The sequence below is a fragment of the uncultured Microbacterium sp. genome (assembly GCF_947632095.1).
Lineage (GTDB): Bacteria > Actinomycetota > Actinomycetes > Actinomycetales > Microbacteriaceae > Microbacterium.
Genome location: NZ_CANROA010000002.1, coordinates 11,480 through 35,533 on the forward strand (window position 1 = coordinate 11,480; position 24,054 = coordinate 35,533).

General features: G+C 66.9%; 20 protein-coding genes and 2 tRNA genes. 9 read left to right on the forward strand and 13 right to left on the reverse strand.

The features are described 5' to 3' along the window. Positions 1-16 precede the first annotated feature (16 nt). From Q0Z66_RS01275 to Q0Z66_RS01285, 3 genes are all read right to left on the reverse strand, one after another. Positions 17-1,453 carry a CDP-glycerol glycerophosphotransferase family protein gene (locus tag Q0Z66_RS01275; protein WP_298036751.1) on the reverse strand — a complete coding sequence of 479 codons (1,437 nt, stop codon included), beginning with the start codon at positions 1,451-1,453 and terminating at the stop codon, positions 17-19. After that, the gene (locus tag Q0Z66_RS01280) at positions 1,450-2,703 is read right to left on the reverse strand and encodes a CDP-glycerol glycerophosphotransferase family protein (protein ID WP_298036754.1); all 1,254 of its coding nucleotides are present in this window, start codon (positions 2,701-2,703) and stop codon (positions 1,450-1,452) included. Before Q0Z66_RS01280 ends, Q0Z66_RS01275 begins: the two co-directional genes overlap by 4 nt. Positions 2,704-2,770: 67 nt before the next feature. Further along, positions 2,771-4,252: a trypsin-like peptidase domain-containing protein gene (locus Q0Z66_RS01285; protein WP_298036756.1), complete on the reverse strand. Its 1,482-nt coding sequence runs from the start codon at positions 4,250-4,252 to the stop codon at positions 2,771-2,773. Positions 4,253-4,349: 97 nt separating this feature from the next. On the opposite strand from Q0Z66_RS01285, the gene Q0Z66_RS01290 reads away from it, so the two are divergent. Next, positions 4,350-5,552: an aminotransferase class I/II-fold pyridoxal phosphate-dependent enzyme gene (locus Q0Z66_RS01290; RefSeq protein WP_298036759.1), complete on the forward strand. Its 1,203-nt coding sequence runs from the start codon at positions 4,350-4,352 to the stop codon at positions 5,550-5,552. A 7-nt stretch (positions 5,553-5,559) separates the two neighbouring features. On the opposite strand, the gene Q0Z66_RS01295 is transcribed toward Q0Z66_RS01290, so the two are convergent. After that, the gene (locus Q0Z66_RS01295) at positions 5,560-6,354 is read right to left on the reverse strand and encodes a carbon-nitrogen hydrolase family protein (RefSeq protein WP_298036761.1); all 795 of its coding nucleotides are present in this window, start codon (positions 6,352-6,354) and stop codon (positions 5,560-5,562) included. 85 nt (positions 6,355-6,439) lie between these two features. Here Q0Z66_RS01295 and Q0Z66_RS01300 point away from each other — a divergent pair. The 4 genes from Q0Z66_RS01300 (at position 6,440) to Q0Z66_RS01315 (ending at position 8,499) form a co-directional block, all read left to right on the forward strand. Further along, positions 6,440-6,513 (forward strand) — tRNA-Met (locus tag Q0Z66_RS01300). Between the two features lie 147 nt (positions 6,514-6,660). Next, positions 6,661-7,497 (forward strand): MarC family protein, encoded by an 837-nt coding sequence (locus Q0Z66_RS01305; protein ID WP_298036764.1) that lies wholly within the window; start codon positions 6,661-6,663, stop codon positions 7,495-7,497. Positions 7,498-7,501: 4 nt separating this feature from the next. Continuing rightward, entirely contained in the window at positions 7,502-8,377 is an 876-nt protein-coding gene (locus Q0Z66_RS01310; RefSeq protein ID WP_298036767.1) for a class II glutamine amidotransferase, read from the forward strand. A 48-nt stretch (positions 8,378-8,425) separates the two neighbouring features. Next, positions 8,426-8,499 (forward strand) — tRNA-Met (locus Q0Z66_RS01315). Positions 8,500-9,303: 804 nt separating this feature from the next. On the opposite strand, the gene Q0Z66_RS01320 is transcribed toward Q0Z66_RS01315, so the two are convergent. Continuing rightward, positions 9,304-9,585, reverse strand: a complete 282-nt coding sequence (locus Q0Z66_RS01320) for a helix-turn-helix transcriptional regulator (RefSeq protein ID WP_298036770.1) — start codon at positions 9,583-9,585, stop codon at positions 9,304-9,306. 177 nt (positions 9,586-9,762) lie between these two features. On the opposite strand from Q0Z66_RS01320, the gene Q0Z66_RS01325 reads away from it, so the two are divergent. The 3 genes from Q0Z66_RS01325 to Q0Z66_RS01335 are packed head-to-tail and all read left to right on the forward strand — an operon-like array spanning position 9,763 to position 12,266. After that, on the forward strand, positions 9,763-10,617 hold the full coding sequence (locus Q0Z66_RS01325) for an LppP/LprE family lipoprotein (protein ID WP_298036772.1): 855 nt from the start codon (positions 9,763-9,765) through the stop codon (positions 10,615-10,617). Between the two features lie 21 nt (positions 10,618-10,638). Then, positions 10,639-11,454, forward strand: coding sequence for a hypothetical protein (locus Q0Z66_RS01330; protein WP_298036775.1), 816 nt, complete (start codon positions 10,639-10,641; stop codon positions 11,452-11,454). Beyond that, a complete protein-coding gene (locus Q0Z66_RS01335) occupies positions 11,451-12,266 on the forward strand; it encodes a hypothetical protein (protein ID WP_298036777.1) in 816 nt (271 codons plus the stop codon). Before Q0Z66_RS01330 ends, Q0Z66_RS01335 begins: the two co-directional genes overlap by 4 nt. Before the next feature lie 97 nt (positions 12,267-12,363). On the opposite strand, the gene Q0Z66_RS01340 is transcribed toward Q0Z66_RS01335, so the two are convergent. The 8 genes from Q0Z66_RS01340 to Q0Z66_RS01375 form a co-directional block, all read right to left on the reverse strand. Next, on the reverse strand, positions 12,364-13,671 hold the full coding sequence (locus Q0Z66_RS01340; RefSeq protein WP_298036779.1) for a relaxase/mobilization nuclease domain-containing protein: 1,308 nt from the start codon (positions 13,669-13,671) through the stop codon (positions 12,364-12,366). Further along, the gene (gene mobC, locus Q0Z66_RS01345; RefSeq protein WP_298036780.1) at positions 13,671-14,129 is read right to left on the reverse strand and encodes a plasmid mobilization relaxosome protein MobC; all 459 of its coding nucleotides are present in this window, start codon (positions 14,127-14,129) and stop codon (positions 13,671-13,673) included. Before mobC ends, Q0Z66_RS01340 begins: the two co-directional genes overlap by 1 nt. A gap of 207 nt (positions 14,130-14,336) precedes the next feature. Next, positions 14,337-14,672: a hypothetical protein gene (locus tag Q0Z66_RS01350; RefSeq protein ID WP_298036783.1), complete on the reverse strand. Its 336-nt coding sequence runs from the start codon at positions 14,670-14,672 to the stop codon at positions 14,337-14,339. 78 nt (positions 14,673-14,750) lie between these two features. Next, a complete protein-coding gene (locus tag Q0Z66_RS01355) occupies positions 14,751-15,776 on the reverse strand; it encodes a hypothetical protein (protein WP_298036785.1) in 1,026 nt (341 codons plus the stop codon). Positions 15,777-15,870: 94 nt separating this feature from the next. Further along, positions 15,871-16,113, reverse strand: coding sequence for a helix-turn-helix domain-containing protein (locus Q0Z66_RS01360; RefSeq protein ID WP_298036787.1), 243 nt, complete (start codon positions 16,111-16,113; stop codon positions 15,871-15,873). 204 nt (positions 16,114-16,317) lie between these two features. Next, positions 16,318-17,589 (reverse strand): hypothetical protein, encoded by a 1,272-nt coding sequence (locus tag Q0Z66_RS01365; protein ID WP_298036790.1) that lies wholly within the window; start codon positions 17,587-17,589, stop codon positions 16,318-16,320. Positions 17,590-17,967: 378 nt separating this feature from the next. Further along, the gene (locus Q0Z66_RS01370; RefSeq protein ID WP_298036792.1) at positions 17,968-20,901 is read right to left on the reverse strand and encodes a UPF0182 family protein; all 2,934 of its coding nucleotides are present in this window, start codon (positions 20,899-20,901) and stop codon (positions 17,968-17,970) included. Between the two features lie 56 nt (positions 20,902-20,957). Continuing rightward, the gene (locus Q0Z66_RS01375; protein ID WP_298036795.1) at positions 20,958-22,043 is read right to left on the reverse strand and encodes a PDZ domain-containing protein; all 1,086 of its coding nucleotides are present in this window, start codon (positions 22,041-22,043) and stop codon (positions 20,958-20,960) included. A gap of 121 nt (positions 22,044-22,164) precedes the next feature. Between Q0Z66_RS01375 and Q0Z66_RS01380 the strand changes: the two genes are divergently transcribed. Continuing rightward, on the forward strand, positions 22,165-23,568 hold the full coding sequence (locus Q0Z66_RS01380) for a zinc-dependent metalloprotease (protein WP_298036797.1): 1,404 nt from the start codon (positions 22,165-22,167) through the stop codon (positions 23,566-23,568). The last annotated feature ends 486 nt before the right edge of the window (positions 23,569-24,054 follow it).

The following is a 24,054-nucleotide window of genomic DNA, read 5'->3' on the forward strand; positions in this document are numbered from 1 at the left end:
ACGATCGGCGCGGGGGTCAGGCCTCGAGATATCCGAGGTCGAGCAGACGCGAGACGACCCGCTCCGAGGCGCGCCCGTCGTCGAGCTCGTTGAACTGCTTCCGCCAGGCCGCATAGCGCGGCCCGAAGTGGCCCGGCACGGTCGCGTCGTTGATGCGTTCCGCCAATTCTTCCTGCGTCGAGACGAGCGGGCCCGGCGCCCGTGCGGCGAGATCGAAGTAGAACCCGCGCAGCTCGCCCCGGTAATGCTCCAGATCCGGCACGAGGAAGAAGATCGGCTTGCCCGTGACACTGAAATCGAACATGACCGAGGAGTAATCGGTGATGAGCGCATCGGCTGCGAGCAAAAGCTGCGCGGTCTCCGGGTGCCCGGTGACATCGATGACCCGCGCGCCCGATTGGTCGCGCCCCGGACGCAGCGTGCGCGAGTGCCCGCGCACGAGCACGACCGAGTCGGTCTGCTCGGCGAGCAACTGCGGGTCGATGAAATCCACCATCTCGGAACGGTCATCGCGCCATGTCGGGGCGTACAGCAGCACCCGCTCGTCCGGTGAAATGCCCAGCTGTTCCCGAGTCGCGGCCCCCTCGCCCGTGACGAGCATGTCGTTGCGCGGGTAGCCATCGGTCCAGACCGGTTTGCCGAAGAACGCGTAGGCCTTCTTCAAGATGCGCTCGGAGTAGGTGTTCTGCGCCAGCAGCACATCCCAGCGGCGCGATTCCTTCACGACGGCCGCCATGCGCCGCGGCGCGAATCCCGGGCGGTGCAGGGCGAGACGCTTGAGGGGTGTGCCATGCCAGGTCTGCAGAACCTTCTGCCCGGGCTTACGGGCGAAGCGCCGCCGGAGCCAGTCGTTCACGATGAGCAGCCGCGCCGCTGCGCGCGCCCGCCACCACTCGGGGGTGCCCTCGACGATCGCGATCGCGCCGGCGGGCACGGGCACCGAGAGGTCGGTGACGCTCCAGTAGCGGGTGACGCCGGGGGCGCGTTCGGCGATCTCGCGATCGAGCGCACGGGGGTTGCATCCGGCGCTCTGCCCGTAGAAGCTCTCGAAGAACACGGCGTTCTCGAGGTCGCCGCTCTGGGCGACGTACTGCTCTTCGAGAACCGCCTGCCCGGCGGGCGTCTCATCGGCGGGGTCGATCGGCGGGGCGATCGCAACGGCTGCGCCTCGCACACCGAGACGCAGCCCCGGCAGCAGGGTGGTCGGGACATCGAGTGCGGTCAGGTCGGCATCGGCGATGACGAGCTCGTAATCACCCGCGGGAAGCGGGAGCTCCGCGCCGCCCCAGCGCGCGACGGTCAGCGGGAAGCGCGCCTTCCAGGTCTTGCCACCCCCGGTGACCTTCCCCACGACGCGGGCCCGCGCTCCCTCGAGCACGGCTTCGGCCGGTTTCGGACCGTTACCGGCGATGATCAGAGTCTCGGTCTGCTCATCCAGCTGGGCAGTGGTCATCGTGCTCCTTTCGGCGCGAGGATTCCCCGCGCACGGATAGCCCGGTACACCCGGCGGGAATTCTCGCCGTCCCGGAACGCATGCACCTGTGCGCTGAGCGTAGTGGAACGGTGCGACCTCTCGGCGAATACGCGCTCATCGGACAGCAGAGCGGCGAGCTGGTCGAGAAGCTCGCCCCAGGTTGCCGCGGCATCATCGCCGGCGACGTCCGGGTAGCGTCCGTAGAATCCTCGCGTGCGCGCATACTCCTCGGCGTCGGGGGCGAGGTAGAGCACCGGCATGTCGAGCAGGCCCACGTCGTACGCGAGGGATGAGTAGTCGGTGATCAGCGCATCGATGGCCGGCAGTGCGGGAGTGACATCGGCGAGAGCATCGGATCCGAGCATCCGCACCCGTGTGCTCGGCAGCGGCGGCTGGTATCCGCCGGCGCCGAGCGGATGCGACCGCACGTACAGGACGGCGTTCTGCGATTCGAGGAGCGCGACGATGCGCACCCATTCCGCGGCCGTCGGGATCGCCGGGTCCTCCGCGCCGTCTCGCCAGGTCGGCGCGTAGAGCAGAGTGCGGGCACCGGTCGGTCGCGTGCCGGCGGTCTCATCGAGAAGCGCGGATGCTGATGCCCGACGCTCTTCAACAGTCCCCGCCGAGAGCACGTCCACGCGCGGCTCCCCCGTCACCACGACACGGGCGTCGCCGAGGGCGAAGGCCGATTCGAGGCGGCCCCGGGAGCGGTCGGATGCTGCGGGCAGCACCTGGATGCGCTGTGCGGCGGCGCGGTACAGCAGGCCGATGAGACGGCGCAGGTAGCGGGCTCCGGGGACGGCCGGAACCTGCGTCGTGGCGGGCGAATCGAGCCCGATCCGCTTGAGCGGGATGCCGTGCCAGAGCTGCACGACGAATCCGCCCGAGACCGCGTAGCGGTTCACGTCTCCCAGCCCGTGCGTGACGATGAGCACGCCGGCGCGCACCGTGGCCCACCACCCGCGAAGGGAGGATTTCGGGATCGTCGGGATGCCGTGGGACTGAGCCTCTGCGCGTTCGCGCTCGGAGGAGATGAGCCAGACGGCATCGTGCCCCTCGTCGGTGGCGATCCGCCACAGGGCGAGCGCCCCGTCGCCGATTCCGGCACCGCATCCGAACACCCAGCGCGTTCCGCGCGGTATCAGGAATGTTCCGAGGCGACCGATGGCATAGACGGGGATCCGCAACAGCTTGGCCGCGTTTCCCGAGCCGAAAGAGAAGGACGCCACCGTGCGAGCCTATCGCGCGGTGGCGTCCTTCTCTGGGATATGAGCGGTCATCCCTCCGCAGAGATGATCAGAGACCGAGCTCGCCGAGCACGACATCGACCTCTGCCGACTCGCCGTCGCGCTGGTAGGTTACCGTCGCCTCGCTGCCGGCGGCGACCGCGCGCACCTGCGCCGTGAGGTCCGTGGCTCCGCTGATCGACATCCCGTTGAACTTCGTGATGATGTCGCCCCTGCGAAGGCCCGCTTCCGCGGCCGCACCGCTGGGGGCCTCGGCGATGTAGGCGCCCGCGACGTCCGCGCCCTCGACGTAGGCGGCGTCGCGCACCGAGGCGCCGAGCAGACCGTGGCTGGCGGATCCCGTCTCGATGATCTCCACCGCGATGCGCTGGGCGACGTTCGAGGGGATCGCGAAGCCGAGGCCGATCGAGCCCGATTCCTCGGAGCTCCCGGCCGTCGCGATGGCGACGTTGATGCCGATGAGCTTTCCCTCGCTGTCGACGAGCGCACCACCGGAGTTTCCCGGGTTGATGGCGGCATCCGTCTGGATGACGGCGATCGAGATCGACTGGCTGGTGGCCTGCCCCTGGGAACCAGGAAGATCGAACTGGAAGGGGCTGCTCTGCTCCTGATCACCCTCAGGCGCATCTTGATCTGCCGACTCGGGAAGTGCCGAGGAGGCGATCTGGATGCTGCGGTTCAGCGCGCTGACGATGCCGGTGGTGACAGAGTTCGACAGCCCGAGAGGTGCCCCGACGGCGACGGCGGTCGAGCCCACGTTCAGTTTCGAGGAGTCTGCGAACTCGATGGGCGTCAGATCGTCGGCCCCCTCGATCTTGAGGACGGCGAGGTCGTAGATCGGGTCGGTGCCGACGATCGATGCGCTGTAGATGCTCCCATCGGATGCCGTGACCTGGATGCGCGGGTTCGCCTCGGCGCCGCCGAGCGTGACGACATGCGTGTTGGTGAGCACATAACCGTCTTCGCTGAGGATCACACCGGATCCGCTTCCGGAGGCGCTGGATCCCGCGGCGTCGATCGTGACGACCGAGGGCAGCACCGACGTCGCGATCGCGGTCGTCTCATTGACGGATCCCGGGTTGTTGACCGTGATGCTCTCGGGGCCCGATGCGGAGGACGAGCCCTGGTTGCCCCACAGCGTGTTCCCGAGGTAGCTGGAGCCGAGACCGGCGCCACCGCCGACGAGCGCGGCCGCGACGATGAGCGCGGCGACCTTGCCTGCTCCGGACGACTTCTTGGGGGCGTGCGACGCGGCCGCCGCTGACGGCAGCGGTGCCGCGTATCCCTGCGGCAACGGAGTCGTCGGCTGCGTGATCTGAGGACGCTCGGCGTGCACCGGGGCCGGGATTGCGACAGCGGGCTGCTGCACTGCCGGTGCGTGCGAGGCGAACGCACGCGGCATTCCGTGCCCCGCTGCCGCGACAGCGGCGGGGGTCTCCGGGAGCGGCGGAACTGTGCGCGCCACCGGCGCCTCGGGCACGACCGGCTCGGCGGCCGGGGTGTTCTCGATGGGGGTGTTCTCTTCGTTCATGTCTGCTCCTTCACCAACGCCCTTACAGACTGACGCCCGTTCCTGTGTGTTCGTTATGGTCGCGGTGAGTGTCGCTTATGGCCTTAGCCTGGGTTGCATGAGTGCAATTCCCGGCGCGTGGCGCCGCACCGCGGCCGGAGCAGGTCTGCTCGCGCCCGACGGCGCCGTCGCGCCCACCATCTTCGCAGAGATGTCGGCTGCAGCGGTCGAACATGATGCCATCAATCTCGGCCAGGGCTTCCCCGATGAGGACGGCCCCGCCGAGGTGCTCGAGGCCGCACGCGCAGCGATCGCGAACGGCGCCAACCAGTACCCGCCCGGACGCGGCATCCCCGATCTCCTGGCCGCCATCAGCGAGCACCAGCAGCGCTTCTACGGGCTGGCGGTGGACCCGGCATCCGAGATCATCGTCACGGCCGGGGCGACCGAGGCCCTGACGGCGACGCTGTTGGCGCTGATCGACTCCCCCGACGATGAAGTCGTCGTCTTCGAGCCCTATTACGACTCCTACGCCGCGGCTGTGGCTCTGGCCGGTGCCCGTCTGCGCACGGTTCCGCTGCGCCGCCCCGACTTCCAGCCCGATCTCGAACGCCTCGCGGAGACCGTCACGGATCGCACACGGATCATCCTCGTCAACGATCCGCACAACCCCACGGGCGTCGTCTTCAGTCGCGCGGTGCAGGACGAGATCGTGCGTCTCGCCGAGAAGCACGACGCCGTGATCGTGACCGACGAGGTCTACGAGCACCTCACCTTCACCGGCCCGCACGTCCCCCTCGCGATTCTGCCGGGTGCTGCCGAGCGGACGCTCACCATCTCCTCGGCGGGCAAGACGTTCTCGACGACCGGGTGGAAGATCGGCTGGATCCATGGACCGGCCGACCTCATCACCGCCGTGCTCACCGTCAAGCAGTACCTCACCTATGTGAACGGCTCGGCGTTCCAACCGGCGATCGCGGCAGGACTGCGGCTTCCGGACTCGTTCTTCACGGATGCCACCGCCACCCTCGCCCGCAAGCACGAGATCCTCGGAGCAGGTCTGCGCGCAGCGGGCTTCACGGTGAACGCGCCGCAGGGCGGATACTTCACGGTCGCTGACGCGACCGCGCTCGGCGGCTCGGATACGGCCGCCTTCTGCCGGGCGATGCCCGAGCGCGCGGGCGTCGTCGCCATCCCGATGAGCGCCTTCGTCAGCGCCGAGCATCAGAAGGATTACAGCGGGCTCGTGAGGTTCGCCGCCTGCAAGCGGACGAGCGTGCTGGAAGAGGCGGCCTCCCGCCTCGCAGCCGCCCGCTGGTGACGCTCCCTCAGCGCGGGACGACCCGGTAGCGGCGCAGCCGCAGAGCCGGGTTCTTCTCGCGCACCGCATCGACGGCATCCTTCGTCAGAGGCGCCACGGCGATCCCCTCGCCCGTACCGACACCGCCGATCACCACGCCCGCCGGGTCGATGATCTGCGAGTGCCCGACGCCGATCGGCGCCGGGTGGTCCGCGGCGACCACGTAGACCGTGTTCTCGATCGCGCGAGCGGCGAGCAGCGTCGTCCAGTGGTACTCCTTGAGGGGGCCGCGCACCCACTCGGCCGGAACCACGATCGCATCGGCGCCGGCATCCACGAGCGTGCGGGCCACCTCGGGGAAGCGCAGGTCGTAGCACGTCATCATCGCGATCCGCAGGCCCGCGACCTCGATGGTCTGCGCATCGCCCAGATCCCCCGGCTCCAACCAGTCGGACTCGCGGCTTCCGAACGCGTCGTACAAATGCTGCTTGCGATAGGTCGCGAGGAGTCCGGTCGCATCGACGGCGACGAGCGTGTTGTGCACGCGGTCGCCCGCCTCCTCGACGAGCCCGGCGATGACCGTGACGTCATGAGCGGATGCCGCCGACTGCAGCGTGCGTACGAAGGGCCCGTCGAGCGTCTCGGCGTTCGCCGCGAACGACGCATCCAACGGATCGACGAAATAGTTCGAGTACTCGGGCAGCACCACGAGGTGAGCCCCGCGCGCCGCAGCATCGCCGATGAGTTCCACCACCCGCGCCCGGTTGCCCTCGGGCGAAGCGGACGGAGAGAACTGGCAGACGGCGGCGAAAAGCTCGGACATGTTCCCATCATCCCGCATCGACGCGCCCGGGGCGCCCGCCCGAATGAGCCCGCGCCCGATAGCTGATGTAAGCTATTACTTGTGACGCGGGGTGGAGCAGTTCGGTAGCTCGCCGGGCTCATAACCCGGAGGTCGCAGGTTCAAATCCTGTCCCCGCAACAAAGAGAAGGCCCGGATCGTTCGAAAGAATGATCCGGGCCTTCGGCATTTCCGCTCACATGAATTCCATTCTCCGCCGTTCGCAACACAGCACCTCGGTTCATTGCTACATTCGCTGGCACAACACTGAGCCAGGGGGTACAGGGAATGGATTCGTCCATCGTCGGTTTCACAGCGATTCTGGGAGCACTGTTCGCGATCGCGAACCCGTTCTCCGGATTGCCGTTCTTCCTCGGCTACTCGGCACCGTTGACCTCATGGCGCGAGAAGTTCACCGCCGCGATCATCACGAGCGCGACGATCTGGGTCGGCGCAACCGTCGTCCTGCTCGCCGGCCACGCGGTGCTCTCGTTCTTCGGCATCTCGATAGCGGGACTCCGGGTGGGCGGAGGCCTCGTCATCCTGATCTCCGGCCTGTCGATGATGAACACCAAGGTCGACGACACGAAGAAGAGCGGCCGATCGCTCGCCCGCGTGGTGCACGACCTCGTCCGTCGCGGGCACACACCGCACGGGGCCGCCTCCGCCGTCCACGCGTCGTCCCCCGAAGCCGCAGCCTCCCTGCGCGAGCATGCCGCGACCAGCGGTGACGACGCCGTCTCGGCCGCGATCTCCCACGCGGCGAAGGGAGAGCCGTCGCCGAACGCCGCGGCCCCCGATGCCGACGCCGAGCGCAAGAACAAGAAGGCCGCCTACCTCTCGCTCATGTTCCCGTTCGCGATCCCCATGGTTCTCGGCCCCGGCTTCATGTCGACGATCCTCATCGCTCAGCACAGCAACGGAGCGATGCCGGTGCTCGGAGCGTACTCGATCATCATCGGCATCTCGTTCATCGCCTTCCTCCTCGCCGCCCCGATCCGAGCGGCCCTCGGCACGTTCGGGATGAACGTGCTCCTCCGCCTGGTCGGCCTCATCGTCATCGTCCTCGCCGTCGAGATCATGGCCGCCGGTCTCGTGAAGCTGCTCCCCGGAATGGCTGGCTGACATCATGTGCCGCTGGCTCGCCTACCTCGGCTCCCCCATCCCCCTCGAGGATGTGATCGTCAAGCCCAACCATTCGCTGATCGATCAGAGCCTCCTCGCCCGCGACCTCCTGCTGCCCGGCACCCCCATGGCCTCGCAGTTCCGCCGGCACGCATTCCCGACGAACGGCGATGGCTTCGGCATGGCCTGGCAGGGACGCGGCGGCACGATCGGGCAGTACCGGCAGACCACCCCCGCCTGGGACAGCCAGAACCTCCGTCATCTCGCCGCGCAGATCGAATCCGGATGCTTCCTCGCGCATGTGCGCGCCGCACCCGGTGGAACGATCGCGGAGCAGAACTGCCACCCTTTCCAGCACGGCGGGTGGATGTTCCAGCACAATGGCGAGATCAACGGCTTCGAGCGACTCAAGAGGGATCTCACCTTCGACGTCGCGCCGGAGCTATATCCCTCGATCCTCGGAAACGGCGACACCGAGGTGTGCTTCTACCTGGCCCTGACCTACGGGCTCGCCGAGGATCCTGTGAGAGCGCTCATCCGCATGGTGCAGCGCATCGAACGGGCCCGCCAGGAGCGCGGCGTCGCCGAGCCGTTCCGTGCCACGATGTGCGCGTCCGACGGCACGCGGCTCATCGTCCTGCGCTGGGTCAGCCCGGAAGCCGATTCGAGCGCCGCACCCTCCCTGTTCCACTCGCACGGCCCGACCACGCTCCAGGTGAAGACCGGCGACGCGGAGCATCTCCCGGCCGATGCGCAGCTCGTCGTCTCGGAACCACTCGAGCTGCACTGGAGCGCCCGCACCTGGCATGAGGTGCCGGCAGGAACCATCGGAGTCTTCCGGCCGGGCATCGAACCCGAGTTCACCACCGTGCCGCTCTGAGCCCGATTCGACTTCCTCCGCCCAGGCGGGTAACGTTATCTCTTGTGACGCGGGGTGGAGCAGTTCGGTAGCTCGCCGGGCTCATAACCCGGAGGTCGTAGGTTCAAATCCTGCCCCCGCAACGAAAAACAGCCCCTGATCAGGTGAAAACCAGGTCAGGGGCTGTTGGCTTTTCTCGAAAAGTGCCGAAGTACCCGCACAAGTACCCGCATCGCTTTTGGGCGGTACGCGCCGGTAGCCCCAGCGCAGATCGGCGATGCGGCCACTTTCGCCCAGTGCTTCTACGCCTCATGTGGACGACGAGCGCGCCGAAGGTGCGGCAACGCCCGAGCCGAGCGGCTGGCACGGGCCCGGCGCTGGTCTGTGGCTTGTGCCCTACCCCCGCTTCGCGGGCGCAGGGCACCGCCGTGCCGCCGGTGCTGCGCCGAGCGACGGCAACAGCCCCGCAAAAGGGTGTACGCAGGAATCGGGGCGGTTCGACGGGCGAAAACCGCAGAATCACGCGGCAGAACCGGCCGCAGGTCTGCCCCGACGTGCGTGCACCCTTTTGGAACGAGGCGATGCAAAAGGGTGTACGCAGGATTCGAGGCGGATGAGGGAGCAAGAACCGCAGAATCACGCGGCAGAACGCTGTCGCGGAGCTGCCGAGAGCGCGTACACCCTTTTGGAGCGTGTGAGGCAAAAGGGTGTACGCACTTTGGTACATGGCTGCGGCGGGCTCGCGACTAACTCGCGTGCGTGCGCGTGCGCAGAACGTTGGTAAACCAGGAAAACTGCTCGTCCGGGCGATTGCTCGGGTTTCGGTGGCGTCTGGTGCGTGTACACCCTTTTGCTCAAATCTCGATTCTTTGGCCCTCGACTGAGATTCCGCGAAAGTGGTACGCAGTACGTTCCTGCCGCAAAGTTGGGTCGCTCCGGCAGTGCTCTTATTCGTCCTCGGGCGGTGGCTCGTGCCCCGTGATCAGGTCGAGCGGATGCAGGCCGAGCTTGTCGGCGATGCTGCCCACCGTGTCGAACGTGAGATTCCACTCGCCGCGCTCGATGCCCGAGTAGTAGCGCTGGTCGAGGCCCAGCTCTATGGACAGTGCGAGCTGGCTAATGCCACGCTCTTTCCGATATGCGCGCAGATTCGATGCGAGAATCTGCTTCAGAATCTCTGCGGCTGGATCGGACACAACATCTAAGTCCATCGGCAACGGGGTGAGCAAGCGAGGGTATTTTGATACCCTCATGCGGCTAGAATCGACTGGTAGACGAGCAAAAACGCGCGTCTGGACAGAGATGGGAACTCCCGCCCAGCGCCTCGCCAGCGATGGATGACTCCAGCCCCGAACGGCCCAACCTGTCGGCGATCACGTCATAGAGACAGGAAATGAGGCACCGTTTTGCGCGCCACGACGAAGAAGCCAATCCCGCTACTCGCAGCAGTTGGAGCTGCCCTGCTGATCGCCCTCACTGCTTGCACGCCCGCAGCCGAGGAGCCAGAGTCACCCACACCCAAGCCAGTAGCCACCGAAGAGTCACAGCAATGCTCCGGCCTCACTGGCCTCGAAGCGCTGAAAAAGTGGGCGAACGAGGTTGAGACGACTCGCGCCTGGGATCTTGCCGGGGAGTACAGCGACGTGAGCGGCTACGACGAGTGCGCCGAACTGTCGTACATCGTGCTGCGCCCAGCGGAATGCTGCACAGTCTTCGAGATCACTCCCGTAATGTTCTTCAACCGGGGCGAATTCATCCCAGTAGCAACGGTAACCGACCGCGCACAGGCGAGAACCCCTGATGCAGTCACAGAGCGCATAGACGACAGTACTATCGCGCTCACGTTTGCCGTGCCCGGCGGCGCGAACAAACCGCCAGTGCTCACCACAGTCACATATTCGTGGGATGAGAGCGCCGGTGAGGTGATCGCTGCCGAGCCCGAGCCAGAAGCAACGCAAATCGTGGGCGGCGACGCCAACGGCTACTGGTGCCCGACCCCTGAGAGCAACGACAGGTACGGGTGCGTGACCATCGCGCTGCCCACCGCCACCTACGACAGCGGCGACACGCGCGAACTGACCGACCGAGGCGACCTGAACGGCGACGGCGGCACCGCCTATATCGCACCGGGCGCGCCCTTCGGCACGTTCTATCCGGCGGGAACTCCCATCACGCTGCCCGACTACTACGCGGGCTCAGACCTGCCCGACCAAGACCGCATTTGGAACGGCCAGACCGCCATCATGCTGGTGCGCCAGTAGCTCGCGAAAGGAACAGACGACATGAACACACCCCAGAACGACCAGCAGCGAGTACAGCTCGAACAGCGAATCGCTGGCCTGTTCCACCTGTTGCAGCGCTTCGAGAACCTGCAACAGCAGAAGGAAGCTGTCTACCAGCGCCACGCGCATCTCTACACCCCGTACAAGCCGAAATGGCGTGCGGGAATGTACTGGCTCTGGGTACTGCTCGGTACCATCGCACTGACGATCATCGTCGCGATGATCTTCTTCGGCGCGATGTCAGCATGGAGCAGCACCTACCAGAGCGACAGCAGCGCCCAGCCGCCTGTCAGTGTGGCCGCGCTCTTCCTCACCCCTCTGCCGGTGGCCTTGATTCTGGCGGGTGTGCTCGTCGCCGTCCGCAATGGGCGGGTGCCCGCAAAGAACGCACAGATCGAAGCCGCGAACCAGGCTACCGCGCAGCAGATCGCTCAGCTTGCCGCACCCGAGGTTGGCCCCATCGACGCACAGCTCGCCGCAGCCCGCAAAGAATACCGCGAGAACTACAACGGCTGGTGGCCCGAGAAATACCTCAACACGGTAGACGTGGGTGCCTGCTGGCACATCGTGCACGATCGCCACGTTTCCACCATTCAGGAGGCCGTAAAGGAACTCATCGAAGACCAACACAAGCAGGCTGTCCTGGACATGCACGCAGCCCAGATCGCCGAGCAGCAGCGGGCCACCCGGGTGGCCCAGGTCAACGGCGTCATCAACGCGAGCATGCAGGGCGCGATGATCGGCACGATGATCGACCAGGGCAACAAAACCCGCGCAGCGATGAACGCACCAGTGACCGTGAGGCTCAAGAAGTGACGGTCGATGCGGCCCCGAGCCGCAATCGCACCCGCTCCTGGGCGCTGCTCATTGCAGCGGTGCTCGTCGCCGGTGGCGGGATCGCCGCCGTTGTCAGCGTGAACTCCTACAACGCCGAGACCGCGCGCCTGTGCCACGTCGCGCTCGAGAACGCAGAAACGGCTCACAACGCTACCCAGGAGGCGGCTGCTTCCGCTACCGATGCGCTGACCGCCGTGGAGAACACCGAGCTACCAGACGGAGGTACCAGCACCGCCTACGCCGACCGCAAGGCCGTGGAGGCTGTGAAGGCTCAGAAGGCCGAGGGCGACAAGCCCGAGGTCAAGGCTGTGCCCGCTCGTCAGAGCGGCGCGGACTTCGTCAAGGACGTCACCGACGCCAAGGCGGATCTCGCCAAGGCCGAAAAGGCCCTCGCAGAGGCCTGCGAGACCCGCGAGGACGCCGCAGCGATCGACGCTCAGGCGACGGCCGTGACCGACGCCGCCAAGAAGCTCGACGCCGCGTCCACCGCGCTCACCGAGGACTTCGCCCTCTTCCAGGCCGACGAGGCCGCTCGTCTCGCCGCTGAGAAGAAGGCGGCCGAGGAGAAGGCCGCTGCGGAGGCAGAGGCCGCGCGCATCGCTGCCGAGCAGGCAGCCGCCGAGGAGGCCGCGCACCAGGCCGAGCAGGAGAGCTGGAACGGCGGCGACTCCGGGAACTGGGGAGGAGGAGGCAACAGCGGCAACTCCGGTGGCGGCGGCACGCAGATCGCGCCTCCTCCCGGCCAGAGCGGGGGTGGCTGCCCGCCGAGCCAGCCGGTCTGCTACGGCTGACGCCGATCAGATATTTGAGGGCTCAGGAGGTCATCCTGAGCCCTCAAATCTTTCTGGCTGCCGCCGGTGCTGCGCACCGTTGCCCTCAGAAGGGTGGTCACTCGCCGAAGCCATACTGCTCGGCAGGGGTCTGCGGGCGAGGCTGCTGCCGTTCCTCACGCATCTCCCTGGCCAGCCGTTCGCGGTCAGTCTCGACCACGAACGGAACGGGCCTGCGCCGAGGCTTCGCAGGCGGCCTACTGACAGCCTTGGTTGCCTTCGGTGGGGCCGTGCTCCCCTCGGGCGCTTCCATAGCCTCAGACGAGCACTCAGGGGGCATCACCTGCCCCACCGGCTGCGCCTCCTGCTCCTCCTCGTCACGCTTGCGCCTGAGAGCGGCGAGCCCGCTGCTGAACGATGGTGCCGCCTGCTTTGGCGCGGGGGCCGGTGCGGGCTGTGGCTGCCGAGCGATGTTTTCCTCGACGCGAGCGAGCGTTGGCGCCGATCCCAGTTCGTCGCCGATGCCGTCACGGCCACCGGCGCGAGCGTTGCGCTGCTTGCCGAGCGCGTCGGTAAGCCGGTAGCTGAAGTTCACCGGCACCCCGTCGCCGAAGTCGGTTCCCGTCTTGCTCTTGCGAGTCTTCAGTTCGATACCGCGAGCGTTGAGCAGATCGCGGTATTCGTCCAGGCTCGTCGCCTCGGCCTGTGCGTCGGCGACCACCGCGCGCAGGTGCGCGCGCCAGTCGTTGCCCGTGTGCTGATCCTCAAGCTCGGCAGCGGTCGCGCGGTCGGCCATGCCGACGCGGCGCTCTTCCATCAGCGCCTCGTTGTCGTAGGCCGCGAGCCCGATGGACTGCATGAACTCCTCGTCGGCGAGCACGCTGTCCACCGTGTGCTGCAACCGCCACGCGTTCGTCATCGCGGAGCTGACCGCCCGCCCGGCAACACGAACATCCTGCTGCTCGATGAGGCCGTCAGCTTCAGGATGCTCGCCCTTGCGGGGCTTGCGCCGGTAGACGTGCACCGCGTCGCGGTCGCTGACCGCCGACACAAGGAAGTGCACGTGCCACAGGCCGCCCACCCCGTCGCGCTGCACCGCGAGCAGGGCAGGATGACCGGGGTACTGCTTGCCGACAAGGCGCTGCCCAATGCGCAGCGCCTTGATACCCGCGTCAGGGTCGTCGGGGTCAAGCTCCTCGCGGCTGAACGAGATGTAGCCCATGATGCCCTGACGCTTCGCACCTTCCTTCCCGAACCGGCGGCGGATCGCCGCGAACTGCCCCGGCGCGACCGCCGGGATAATCCCGCCGACACCGCCGACGTAGACGGCGCGAGGCTCGCCCGAACCGTCGTGCGCGGTGCCGCGCACCATGTAGTTGCAGCCGCGACCCGTGCTCGTGGTCGGGCTCATCGCACTCGACGCCATCAGGCAGCCTCGCTCTCGATCATCAGCTCATGGAGGCCGAGCCACCGGAGCATCTTCTCCGGGTCGCGGCCCAGGTAGAGCCTCGCGTCGCGCAGCGCACGCCGCGTCTGATCGACCACAGCGATCACCTCGTGATCGTGTGCACGCTCCCCAGAGTTGAGGTGGCGCGCGATCTGGTTGAGGTTCGCTCCCACCCGGTCGAGCGCGACCGCGTGCACCTCATGCGCTCGCGCGAACCGCTCGAGCGCGTCGCGCACATCGTCGAGCACCGGGGCAGCCGCGACCGCCGCCGCACCGCCGTCGAGCCGACGCAGCATCAGTCGCAGCGCCTTGCTCTGCGTCACGCCCAGCGCCTCGGCGACACCGCGCACCAGGCGCATGTCCTCTTCCGTGAGACGCAGATGCACGTCGTGCACCAACTCCTCGCGCGTCGCCTTCGTCTCTTCACTGTCGTTCATCGTCTTGTCTCCTCGCTCATCGTCGGTGCACTCCGTGCGGTCACGGGCACCTCACCGCTGCTGTTGCTGGCAGAGTGAGGCGCCCGTGACCCGGCCAGCAACGCATTTGTGGTCGGTTTCGCTGCGCTCACCTCCCACAAATACGGCTGGCAAGGGGCCGGGGCTACGCCCCGCCCCTTGACCCCAACCCCGGCATTCGGCATCGGCTCACGCGATCCCGAACTTCTCGGCCAACGCGTCGATCAGCGCAGTGCGCTTCATCGACTTCTTGGCCTCGACACCGTGCTGCACCGCGTAGGCGGCGCGCAGCACGGCAAGCTCGCGCTCATCGGCGAGCTGCGCCTCAAGCTTTGCCAGCTCAGCCGCAGCCTCCTTGACGCGCTCAGCGGTGCTCTTCACCGCAGCCCGCACCCTCGGCGAAGCCTTCGGCTTCTCGGCACGGTCAGCGACGTCCTGCACCGCAGCCCGCACCCTCGGCGAAAAGTCCTTCGGCTTCTCAGCACGGTCAGCGGCGTCCAGCGCCGCATAGTTGATCTCGCTCATCGGTCTACTTCCTTCGTCGTTGTCGTCAGCTCACACCCGGTCGGGTGCTCGCAGCCGCCACTCGCGGGCGGCTCGGGTCTATGTGGAGACGAGTGCCTTCAGCTCGGTCTCGTACTGGTTCAAGGTCTCGTCATCGAACAGCAGGTCTTCGAGCGCTTCCGCATCGAGCCCGTCGAGCTTGGCCTGCTCTCGCAGCTCAACCTCGCGGGCATCCATCAACCCCCGCAGCTCACGAGCACGATCAGCTCTTGCATCTTGTTCGGCAAACCGATCAGCAGCTTCGCGGTCGAGCCTTTCGACCTCACGACGCTCAGCCTCATAGCGCTTCTGCGACTCCTCAGCTCGACGATCCTCAGCCTCGCGGCGCTCACGCTCGCGGAGTTCACTTTCACGCACGTAGGCCTCGTGATCTATGGGCTGGGCTACGGGCTGGGCTGCCCGAGCAGCTGCGAGCACCTTCTGCCGATGCGCGAGCACCATCTCTTCGCGCTCGCTCTCCATGAGAGCATTCGCGCGCAGATTCTCAACACCCTTGAACTTTCCGGGGTACGCAGCCCACAGCTTCGGGTAGTTGCGCTTGACGTGAGCGAGAGTGATCTCGCTGTTCATGAGCTGCTGGCGCAGGCGGTCGACCAGCGCTGCGGTGTCGCTCTTCTCGTCGGCTCGCGCTTTGCGCTCGAGCCAGGCATCGACGCGCGCCCAGATGCTCAGGTCGCTCGCGAAGAACTCCTCGCGCTCGTAGCGAGCCTTCAACATCTCGTCGGCGTGCGTCAGGTAGTGGGCGAACGCCTCCACGGCGTTGCGACCCACCAGGGGCTGCACGCGGATCAGCTCGGGCGGGATGCCCGCAGCGGCGATGCGGGCGACCGCTTCGCGCTCGGTGAGCTTCGAGTTCCGCGGCGTGCGCAGGTAGCCCTGCACATGCCGTTCAGCGTCGTCGCGGCAATGGTCTACGAACAGATGCTCTTCGACCATGCCGGACGCGCTGAGCGCATCGTGCAACTGCTGGAGCGACACGAAGGCAGAGCGCACCTCGAACTTGTAGGCGCGGTGGCGGCGTCCGCGATAACGCGAGACCCGCTTCGGACTGGTATTCTTGGACATACGGATTCTTTCCGACGACCCTCGCCCGGTGCGCTGCAAACGCCCGGAATCCGCGAGGGTCGTCTCTTTTCGTGGAGACGGCTCTTGCGGAGGATCAGACGGCGGCGCTCGACCGCGCGGCCTGCTCTTCGAGCCATGCGTCGAGGTCGGCAACCCGATAGAAGACCCGGCTGCCCGGCTTGCCGTCGCGGACGAAGCGCGGCCCCTTGCCGAGGTTGCGCCAGTTGACGAGGGTCTGCGGCTCGTAGCCGAGGTATCGCGCAGCGGCGACGCTCGACACGCGGGCGGGGGTCAGCGCGACGACGGTCGCGGTCGCAGTGGGTGTGTGCTTGGCCATGTCGGCACCTCATTCAGATGAGGTGCGACCGAGCCCGTTCCCAGATAAACGAGCATTTCCCGGGTGCGTACTCCCGAGTACTTCTGGCCGACCTGGAGGCGATTTCTCGCCCTCGGTCACGAGCCGAGTGTCCACAGCCACCTCGCACGCACCGCGCGAGGTAGCAACCACTCTACCGAGCGCTACCGACAAATGGGCCGGTGTCTACTTCGGCGTGTCGTGCAGCTTGGCGTAGGCCGCCAGCATCGCATCCGCATTCGTGTGGTCGAGGTACGCGCCCCGATTCGTCTCGGCATCATGCCCAAAGTTCGCAGACCTGATCTCTTCCGGCACGCCGAGCGCCGCCGTCACCGTGTTGAGCGTCGCCCGCCAAATATGCGAACGCCCCGCCTCGGTGCCCATGATCTCGATGCCCAGTGCCTCGGCAACCTCGTCATAGAGCCCTCTCGCTGCCTTCGAGCAGTTCCCGCGCTCCCAGACCGCCGTCTGATCGGTCGGTGAGCCGATGACGAGAGCGCCGGCGGCTCGGCGCTCATTCAGTCGCTCGACCACACGGGGGTCGAGCACCGGCACAGTACGCGGCTTCTTGTTCTTCGCAATGTGCTTGGGCACGTAGATCAGCATTTTGCCGTCCTTAGTCATGCTGACGAGCGACCAGTCGATGCGGTTCGCCTCGCTCTGCCTGAGCCCAGTAGTCGCCTGCAACAGCGCGAGGTCGATGGTCGCACGGCGCTTTGCCACGGCGTCCGCACGAGTCCAGCGGCCACGGCGCGGCTTCTCGACGTCCTCGGGGTCGAGAGCGAGAAAATACTCGAGTGCAGCCATCCACTGCTCGCGGCTGAGCGACTGGCTGCCGCCCCGGCGGTTCGTGTTCTCACGAGCCCCCGTCTTGAGGTCGATGCTCATGCCCGCAAGCGGGTTGCTTTCGAGCAGGCCCTCGCGGATCAGCTGCTGCACCACGTATTTGCCGAGCACCGTGCGCGCCTGCCTGGCGCTCTCAGAGCCATGCAAAGCGGCGATCTCCTGCAAGCACCCCTCCAGCACGCGGAAACGCGCCCCAGACGCGATGCTGTGGCCCTTGAGCGAGTTCTCGTGCTTGTGGTCGTCGCACCCGCCGACGAGCTGCTTCAGCGCCAGCCGATAGCGGGCGAGCGTGTTCTCGTTCGTGTTCTTCTCGACCTCGGGCGTCGAGACCTGCGCGATGTACTCGGCGAGACCGGAGGTGCCCTTCCATGCGCCGTGCATGCCGCCCGTCTTCAGCAGCTCCTCGGCGGCCTCGCGAGCGCGCTGCCGCACCTGGGCCTTGGTCGCACCCTGGGCGCGCTTCCCGGCGATCAGACGGCCGTCCTTGAGTCGTACGCTCCACTTCATCGTCCACGCGCCCCGCTCGTCGTTCCAGACGGGCGTGACGCGATCCACGGAGTGCTGGCCGGGTTCGAGACGGGTGGAGGGCGCGCGGTGCTGGGGCTTGCTCATGCCTTGAGGGTACTTTATGCAGTGGTTCAAAGCAAGATAAGTACCCTCTAAAGTACCCGCATAGTCCGGTAGACACGTACCGAACTCCGGTAGACAAAATGTTCCCAAATATAGATACATGCCAATGTTTTCTAAGGCAGAGTGGCTTGCGCAAGGGAGCATCAAGAATAGAACACACGTAACCCGGAGGTCGTAGGTTCAAATCCTGCCCCCGCAACCAAGAGAAGGCCCGGATCATTCGGAAGAATGATCCGGGCCTTCGGCATTTCCGCGGTCGCCTGTTGCATCGGTGAAGCGAGTTGCGACAGCATCCATCGAACACGAAAGAGCCCGGTCGAATTTTCTCGACCGGGCTCTTGTCACATCACTGTGCGGCTATCAGTCGGCCTCCAGGGCGATCAGCTTCTCGATCGCCGCGGTGAGCTTGGCATCCGCATCCGCGAACGCCGCCAGGTCGCCCGAGGTGAGCGCCGCCTGGCGCTCGGTGAGAGCGGCCTGCGCCTCGGCCAGCGCAGCAGCGCGAGCCGCGTCGCTTGTTCCGGTGCTGGTGCCGGGGTCGGTCGTCCCCTCTTCCGGGTCTTCTCCCTCAGCCGGTGGCGTTACCTCGCCATCGCCCGGATCGACCGGCTCGACCTCTTCATCGCCGCCCGAGGCTCCCGAATCGCCGCCGAAGATCGCATCCAGCGCCTCGGTCAGGGTGTTCTCGAATGCGACGCTGTCGCCGAACATGACGAGCACCTTCTGCAGCAGCGGAAGCTGCGTGCCCTCGGAGGACTGGATGTAAACCGGCTGCACGTAGAGCAGACCGCCACCGACCGGCAGCGTCAGCAGGTTTCCGTAGAGCACCTCGGACTTGCCGAGCGTCAGAACGTTGAGCTTGTCGGCGATGGTCGTATCGGAGTCGAACGTGTTCTGCACCTGACCGGGGCCGGGCACCGTCGTATCGGCGTCGATCTCGAGAAGACGCAGCTGACCGTAGCCCTCCGCCTTCTCACCCGCCGTGGATCCGGCATCGGAATCGACCGCCAAGTAGCCCATCAGCACGTTGCGGCTCGTCGTGCCCTGCGCCGTGGCCGGGATGAACGTCGAGAACATCGAGAAGCGCGGCGATTCCTGTCCGGGCATCTGCATCGACAGATAGTACGGCGGCTGCAGCTGGGTCTCGTTGCGCGGGTCGTTCGGCGTCTGCCAGCGGTTGTCCTGCTGCGCGAAGGAGCTGGGCGTGTCGACGTGATAGACCTCGAGGATCTCGCGCTGCACCTTGAACAGATCGGTCGGGTAGCGCACGTGGCTCATGAGCTCCGCCGACATCTCGCTGATCGGCTCGACCGTCGAGGGGTACACCTTCTGCCAGGCCTCAAGGATCGGGTCCTCGTCGTCCCAGGCGTACAGCGTCACCGATCCGTCGTAGGCGTCGACCGTGGCCTTCACCGAGTTGCGGATGTAGTTGATGTCGTCGATCGCGAAGCTCGGCGCGCTGACGTTCGAGTCGGCGATCGCGTCCGACAGGCTCACGCTCGTCGAGTACGGGTAGCTGGAGCTCGTCGTGTAACCGTCGATGATCCAGACGATCCGGCCGTCCACGACGCTCGGGTACGGGTCGCTGTCGAGCTCGAGGTAGGGCGCGGCCTTCTGCACGCGCTGCTTCGGGTCGCGGTCGTAGAGGATCTGCGATTCGCTGTTGACCAGGTCGGAGAACAGGATCTCCGCCTCCTGGAACTTCAGCGCGTACAGCATCTTGTTGAAGGTGTTGCCGATCGCCGGTCCGCCGTCGCCCGAGAACGTCGTCTTCGTCTCGCTCGCGCCGTCCTGACCGCGCGGGTAGTCGATCTCGACGTCCGTCGAGCCCTCGGGGGCTCCGACGATCGAGTACAGCGGCGAGTCCTCGCCGAAGTAGACGCGGGGCTCGAACTTCTCAGTATCGGTGAGGAATCCCGAAGTCGGGATGCCGCGCTCGAGGAAGACGGGCTCGCCCTCACTCGTGCGTTGGTTGCCCGCGGCGACCACGAGGCCATAGCCGTGCGTGTAGACCGCGGTGCGGTTGTTCCAGTTGTTGCTGTCGCCGAGACGGTTCACATCGAGCTCGCGGACGGCGACCACCGTGTCCTGCGTCTCGCCGTCGATGTCGTAGCGGTCGACGTCGAGCTTGTTCTGGAACTGGTAGTAGCTGCGGAACTGCTCGAGCTGCTGGACCGTCGGGCTGACGATGTTCGGGTCGAGGATGCGAATGGATGCCGTGGTCTCGGCGTCATCGCGCAGCTGGCCCGCAGCCGCATCGGTCTCTGCCTTGAAGGGCGTGACCTCGAGGTCGGAGATGCCATAAGCATCCTTGGTGCCCTCGATGTTGCGCTCGTAGTACGGCGCCTGCACGCTGTTCTGGTTCGGGCGCACCTGGAAGGTGTCGACGACCCACGGGTATCCGACGCCGACCACGAGGGAGGCGACCAGGAGGAGTCCGGTGGCCACCAGCGGGAAGCGCCAACGGCCGATGACGGCCGTGACGAAGAACAGGATCGCGACGAGGATCGCGAGGATCGCGAGGATCGCGAGACCCGGGATCGTCGCATTCGCGCTCGTGTAGGCCGCGCCCGTGATGCGGTCCTCTTCGGCGACGAGCTTCTTGAACCGGTCGAGCCACAGGCTCGCAGCCTGAACCAGCAGGTACAGCCCCGCGAGGACAGCGATCTGGATGCGCGCCGGCTTCGAGATGCGCAGCTCTCCCTGGCCGATGCGCACCGAGCCGTACAGGTACGACACGAGGGCGGTCACGATCAGGCACAGCAGCAGAACCGCCGAGACGAAGGCCAGGAGGATCGAGTAGAACGGCATCGCGAACAGGTAGAACCCGATGTCCATGCCGAACTCGGGGTCGGTCGTGCCGGTGCTGCCGCCGTTCATCCACAGCAGCGCTGTCTCCCAGTTGCCCGCGGCCGCGAATCCGGCGAACAGGCCGAAGAAGATGGGCATGCCCCACATCGCGAGGCGGCGCAGCGGCTCGATGACCTCCTGGTAACGGTCGAGCTGCGAGCTCAGGCGCACATAGACCGGGCGCAGGCGGTAGGCGAGCTGGATCACGACGAACAGCGGAACCGCCATGCCCAGGAAGCCGATGACGAACATCACTGCGGTGGCGACCCACTGCGTGGTGAGGACCTGGGTGAACTCGAGCTGGTCGAACCACAGGTAATCGGTGTAGAGCGAGGCGAACACGAAGAACGCGACGATGATCGCGGCGATGATCGCCAGCGAGATCGTCAGAATTCTTCGAGAGGCGTTGGGCGTGGCCGAATTCGGCGCTGAGGTCGTGGTCACTCGTCCATCCTAATCGGGGTCATCGTGCAGGGGCCGCGGTTCGCATGACGGTGAGGTCACGAAGCCGCGCAGGCGGGAAGGGCGTCGACGTCACCGCCCTGGGCGATCACCTCGAGGGCCGCGAGCGATTCCTCGAGGGTCGCGGTGCTGATCACCTGCAGGCCGCTGGGGATGTGCCCGACGACCTCACCGCAGTTGTCCGAGGGCGCCAGGAAGAAATCGGCACCGGCATCGCGCGCCCCGTAGAGCTTCTGCCGGATGCCTCCGATCGGGCCGACGACGCCGTCCGCGTCGATCGTTCCGGTGCCGGCGATGTCATTGCCGCCGGTGAGCTCCCTCGGCGTCAGCTCATCGATGATGCCGAGGGCGAACATCATCCCCGCGCTGGGCCCGCCGACGTTGTCGAGCTGGATGCTGACATCGATCGGGAAGTCGTACTCGGTCGTCAGCGTGATGCCGATCAGCCAGGTCTCGGTGCCGTTGGAGGTGCTCAGCTCGGGCGTCAGCGTCACCGACAGCTCCTCCCCCGCACGCAGCACCGACAGCGCGACGGGTTCGCCTGCGGCATCCTGGATCGTCGCGCGCAGCGCACCGGCGCTCGTGACGGGTGCGCCGTCGATCGCCGTGATCCGATCGCCCTCCTCCAGCAGCCCGTCCGCCGGGGAGTCGTCGACGGCCGCGACCACCTCGACGCTCGCCCCGGTGTCGAAACCCAGCTCGTGCAGTGCGGCGGCCGTCGCCTCCTGCTGCGAATCGACCATCAGCACGGCGTTGTACTCATCGCGCTCCTCCGTCGTGACCCCCTCGGGGAACACCGATTCCACCGGGACGACGGCGCGGGAGGAATCCATCCAGGCCAGCGCGAGCTCGAACCAGGACGGCGTACGCTCGCGGTTTCCCACCACCTGCACGGTCGTCAGGTTCAGCGACCCGGTCGTCTCATAGGTCTCAGCCCCGTCGATCGCGATCAGCGGGATCTGCTCGCCGTCCGCTCCCGCAGCCGTGCCCAGAGTGTCGTAGACCGGACCGGGCCGCTGGATCACGTACGGGGTGGGCAGGAAGCTGAGCACGAGGAGCGCGATGAGCGCGACGATGAGCGCCCAGACTCCGATCCCGACGCGGGAAGTGCGGGTGTGTGACACGTTGGGGGTCCTCCGTCGTTCGCGACCGGCGTACAGCGATCTGCCCGCGCCGGGGGTGCGCGCAGAAACCTGTGACTAGCGTAGATGGCACGGCTAGCGACGTGCTGAGAGGCGAACCGACATGGCAGACAACGAACCGACCCCCGAGGACTTCCAGGAGTTCCTGCGCAAGATGATGTCCGGAGGCGGGGCCGAGGGCTTCGACCTCAGCGCGCTGCAGAACGCGCTCGGCGGAGCCGACGGCATGCAGATCGACCCGGCGATGATGGCGGCCCTGTCGCAGCAGCTGCAGGGCATGTTCGGCGCCGATCCGTGGGAGAAAACTCTCCGCCAGGCGCTGCACATCGCCAATCGTGAGGGACAGGGTATCACCGACGGTTCCCGCACCTCGCTCGTCGACGCCTTCGCCCTCGCGAACCTCTGGCTCGGCGAGGCGACGACCATTTCCGAACTCGGCGAGGCCCCGCAGTCCATGACCCGCGGGGAATGGGTCGAGAAGACCCTGCCCGTGTGGAAGGACATCGCGGGCCCCGTTTCGACGAGCATCGCCGATGCCCTCACCGGCGCATTGGAGGGCCAGGTCCCCGACGACATGCACGGGGTCGTGCAGGGTGCGGGTCAGCTGATGCGCGGGCTCGGCGCCTCGGTCTTCGCCGCGCAGTTCGCCCAGGTCCTCGGCAATCTCTCGCTCGAGGTCGTCTCCGGCGGCGACGTCGGCATCCCCGTTCTTCCGGCCGGGACCGCCGCCATCGTTCCGCAGAACATCACGGCGTTCGGCGAGGGCCTCGAGATCCCCGAAGACCAGATCTCGCTGTACCTGGCCACCCGTGAGCTCGCCTACGCGCGCCTGTACCGTCACTCCAAGTGGCTGCACCTGCACGTCATGTCGCAGATCACCGACTTCGCGCGCGGCGTGACCGTGGACGCCGACGCCCTCGAGGACGTCGCCAGTCGCCTGGACCCCTCGAACCCCGAGGAACTGCGCGCCGCGATCGAGGGAGGGGCGCTGCTGCCGCCCCAGAGCGAGGCTCAGCGCGACGCTCTCGCGCGCCTCGAGAACATCATCGCGATGATCGACGGCTGGGTCGATGTCGTCACCAACGAGGCGACCTCGCGTCTGCCCGATGGTGCACGGTTGGCCGAGGCGGCCCGGCGGCGCCGCGCGGTCGGAGGGCCGGCCGAGGATGCTCTGGGAGCCCTCGTGGGTCTGAAGCTACGTCCGCGTCGCATGCGCGAGGCTGCGGCGATGTGGCGCCAGGTGACGGATGCCGTCGGGGTCGACGCCCGCGACGCGCTGTGGGACTATCCCGATCTCCTGCCGACCGCTCAAGACATCGACGACCCGAGCGCTCTCATCGCCCGTCTGCAGGCGAGCGCTCGCGGTGAGGCGCCGGTGGCCGACGAATTCGACGAGGCCCTGGCCCGTCTGCTCGACGGCGATGATTTCAGCGAGAAGGATGCCGGGGCCGATGGGTCCTCCGAGGAGGACGGCCCGGACAACCAGGGCGGCGAGACTCCGGCCTGACCGCCGCGCTTCCCGTGGCATCTACTCGCCCTGCACACGCGGCGTCGGTGTCGAGTTTTCCACGGATGAGCCTGAGGCGCTCCGCGGCGATCGCGTTCCGAGCAGAATCGGGGCTATGCCTCCGATCTCTCCCCCGACGCTGACGCGCCTGGACCCCGCGTTTCCGATGCTGTGGCGCGACGTCGACACGGTGCAGTTCGGACTCGAGGCGCGGGTGAGCGTCTCGCTCAGCGCGCCCTGGGCCGAGCCGCTGTTGCAGGCGATGCGCACCGGATTCCGCCTGCGCGCCTTCGATGTCGTGGCTCACGGGGTCGGTGCGCCGCGGGAGGCGGCCCGCGACCTGCTGCGCGCACTCGGCCCGGTGCTGTCGACCGACGCTCCGACGAGCCCGTCCGTATGGGTCGAGAGCATGAACCTCGACGACTCCCGTGTCGAGGCGAGGATGATCGAGGCGCTGGCGGATATGGGCATCCCTCTGACGGATCG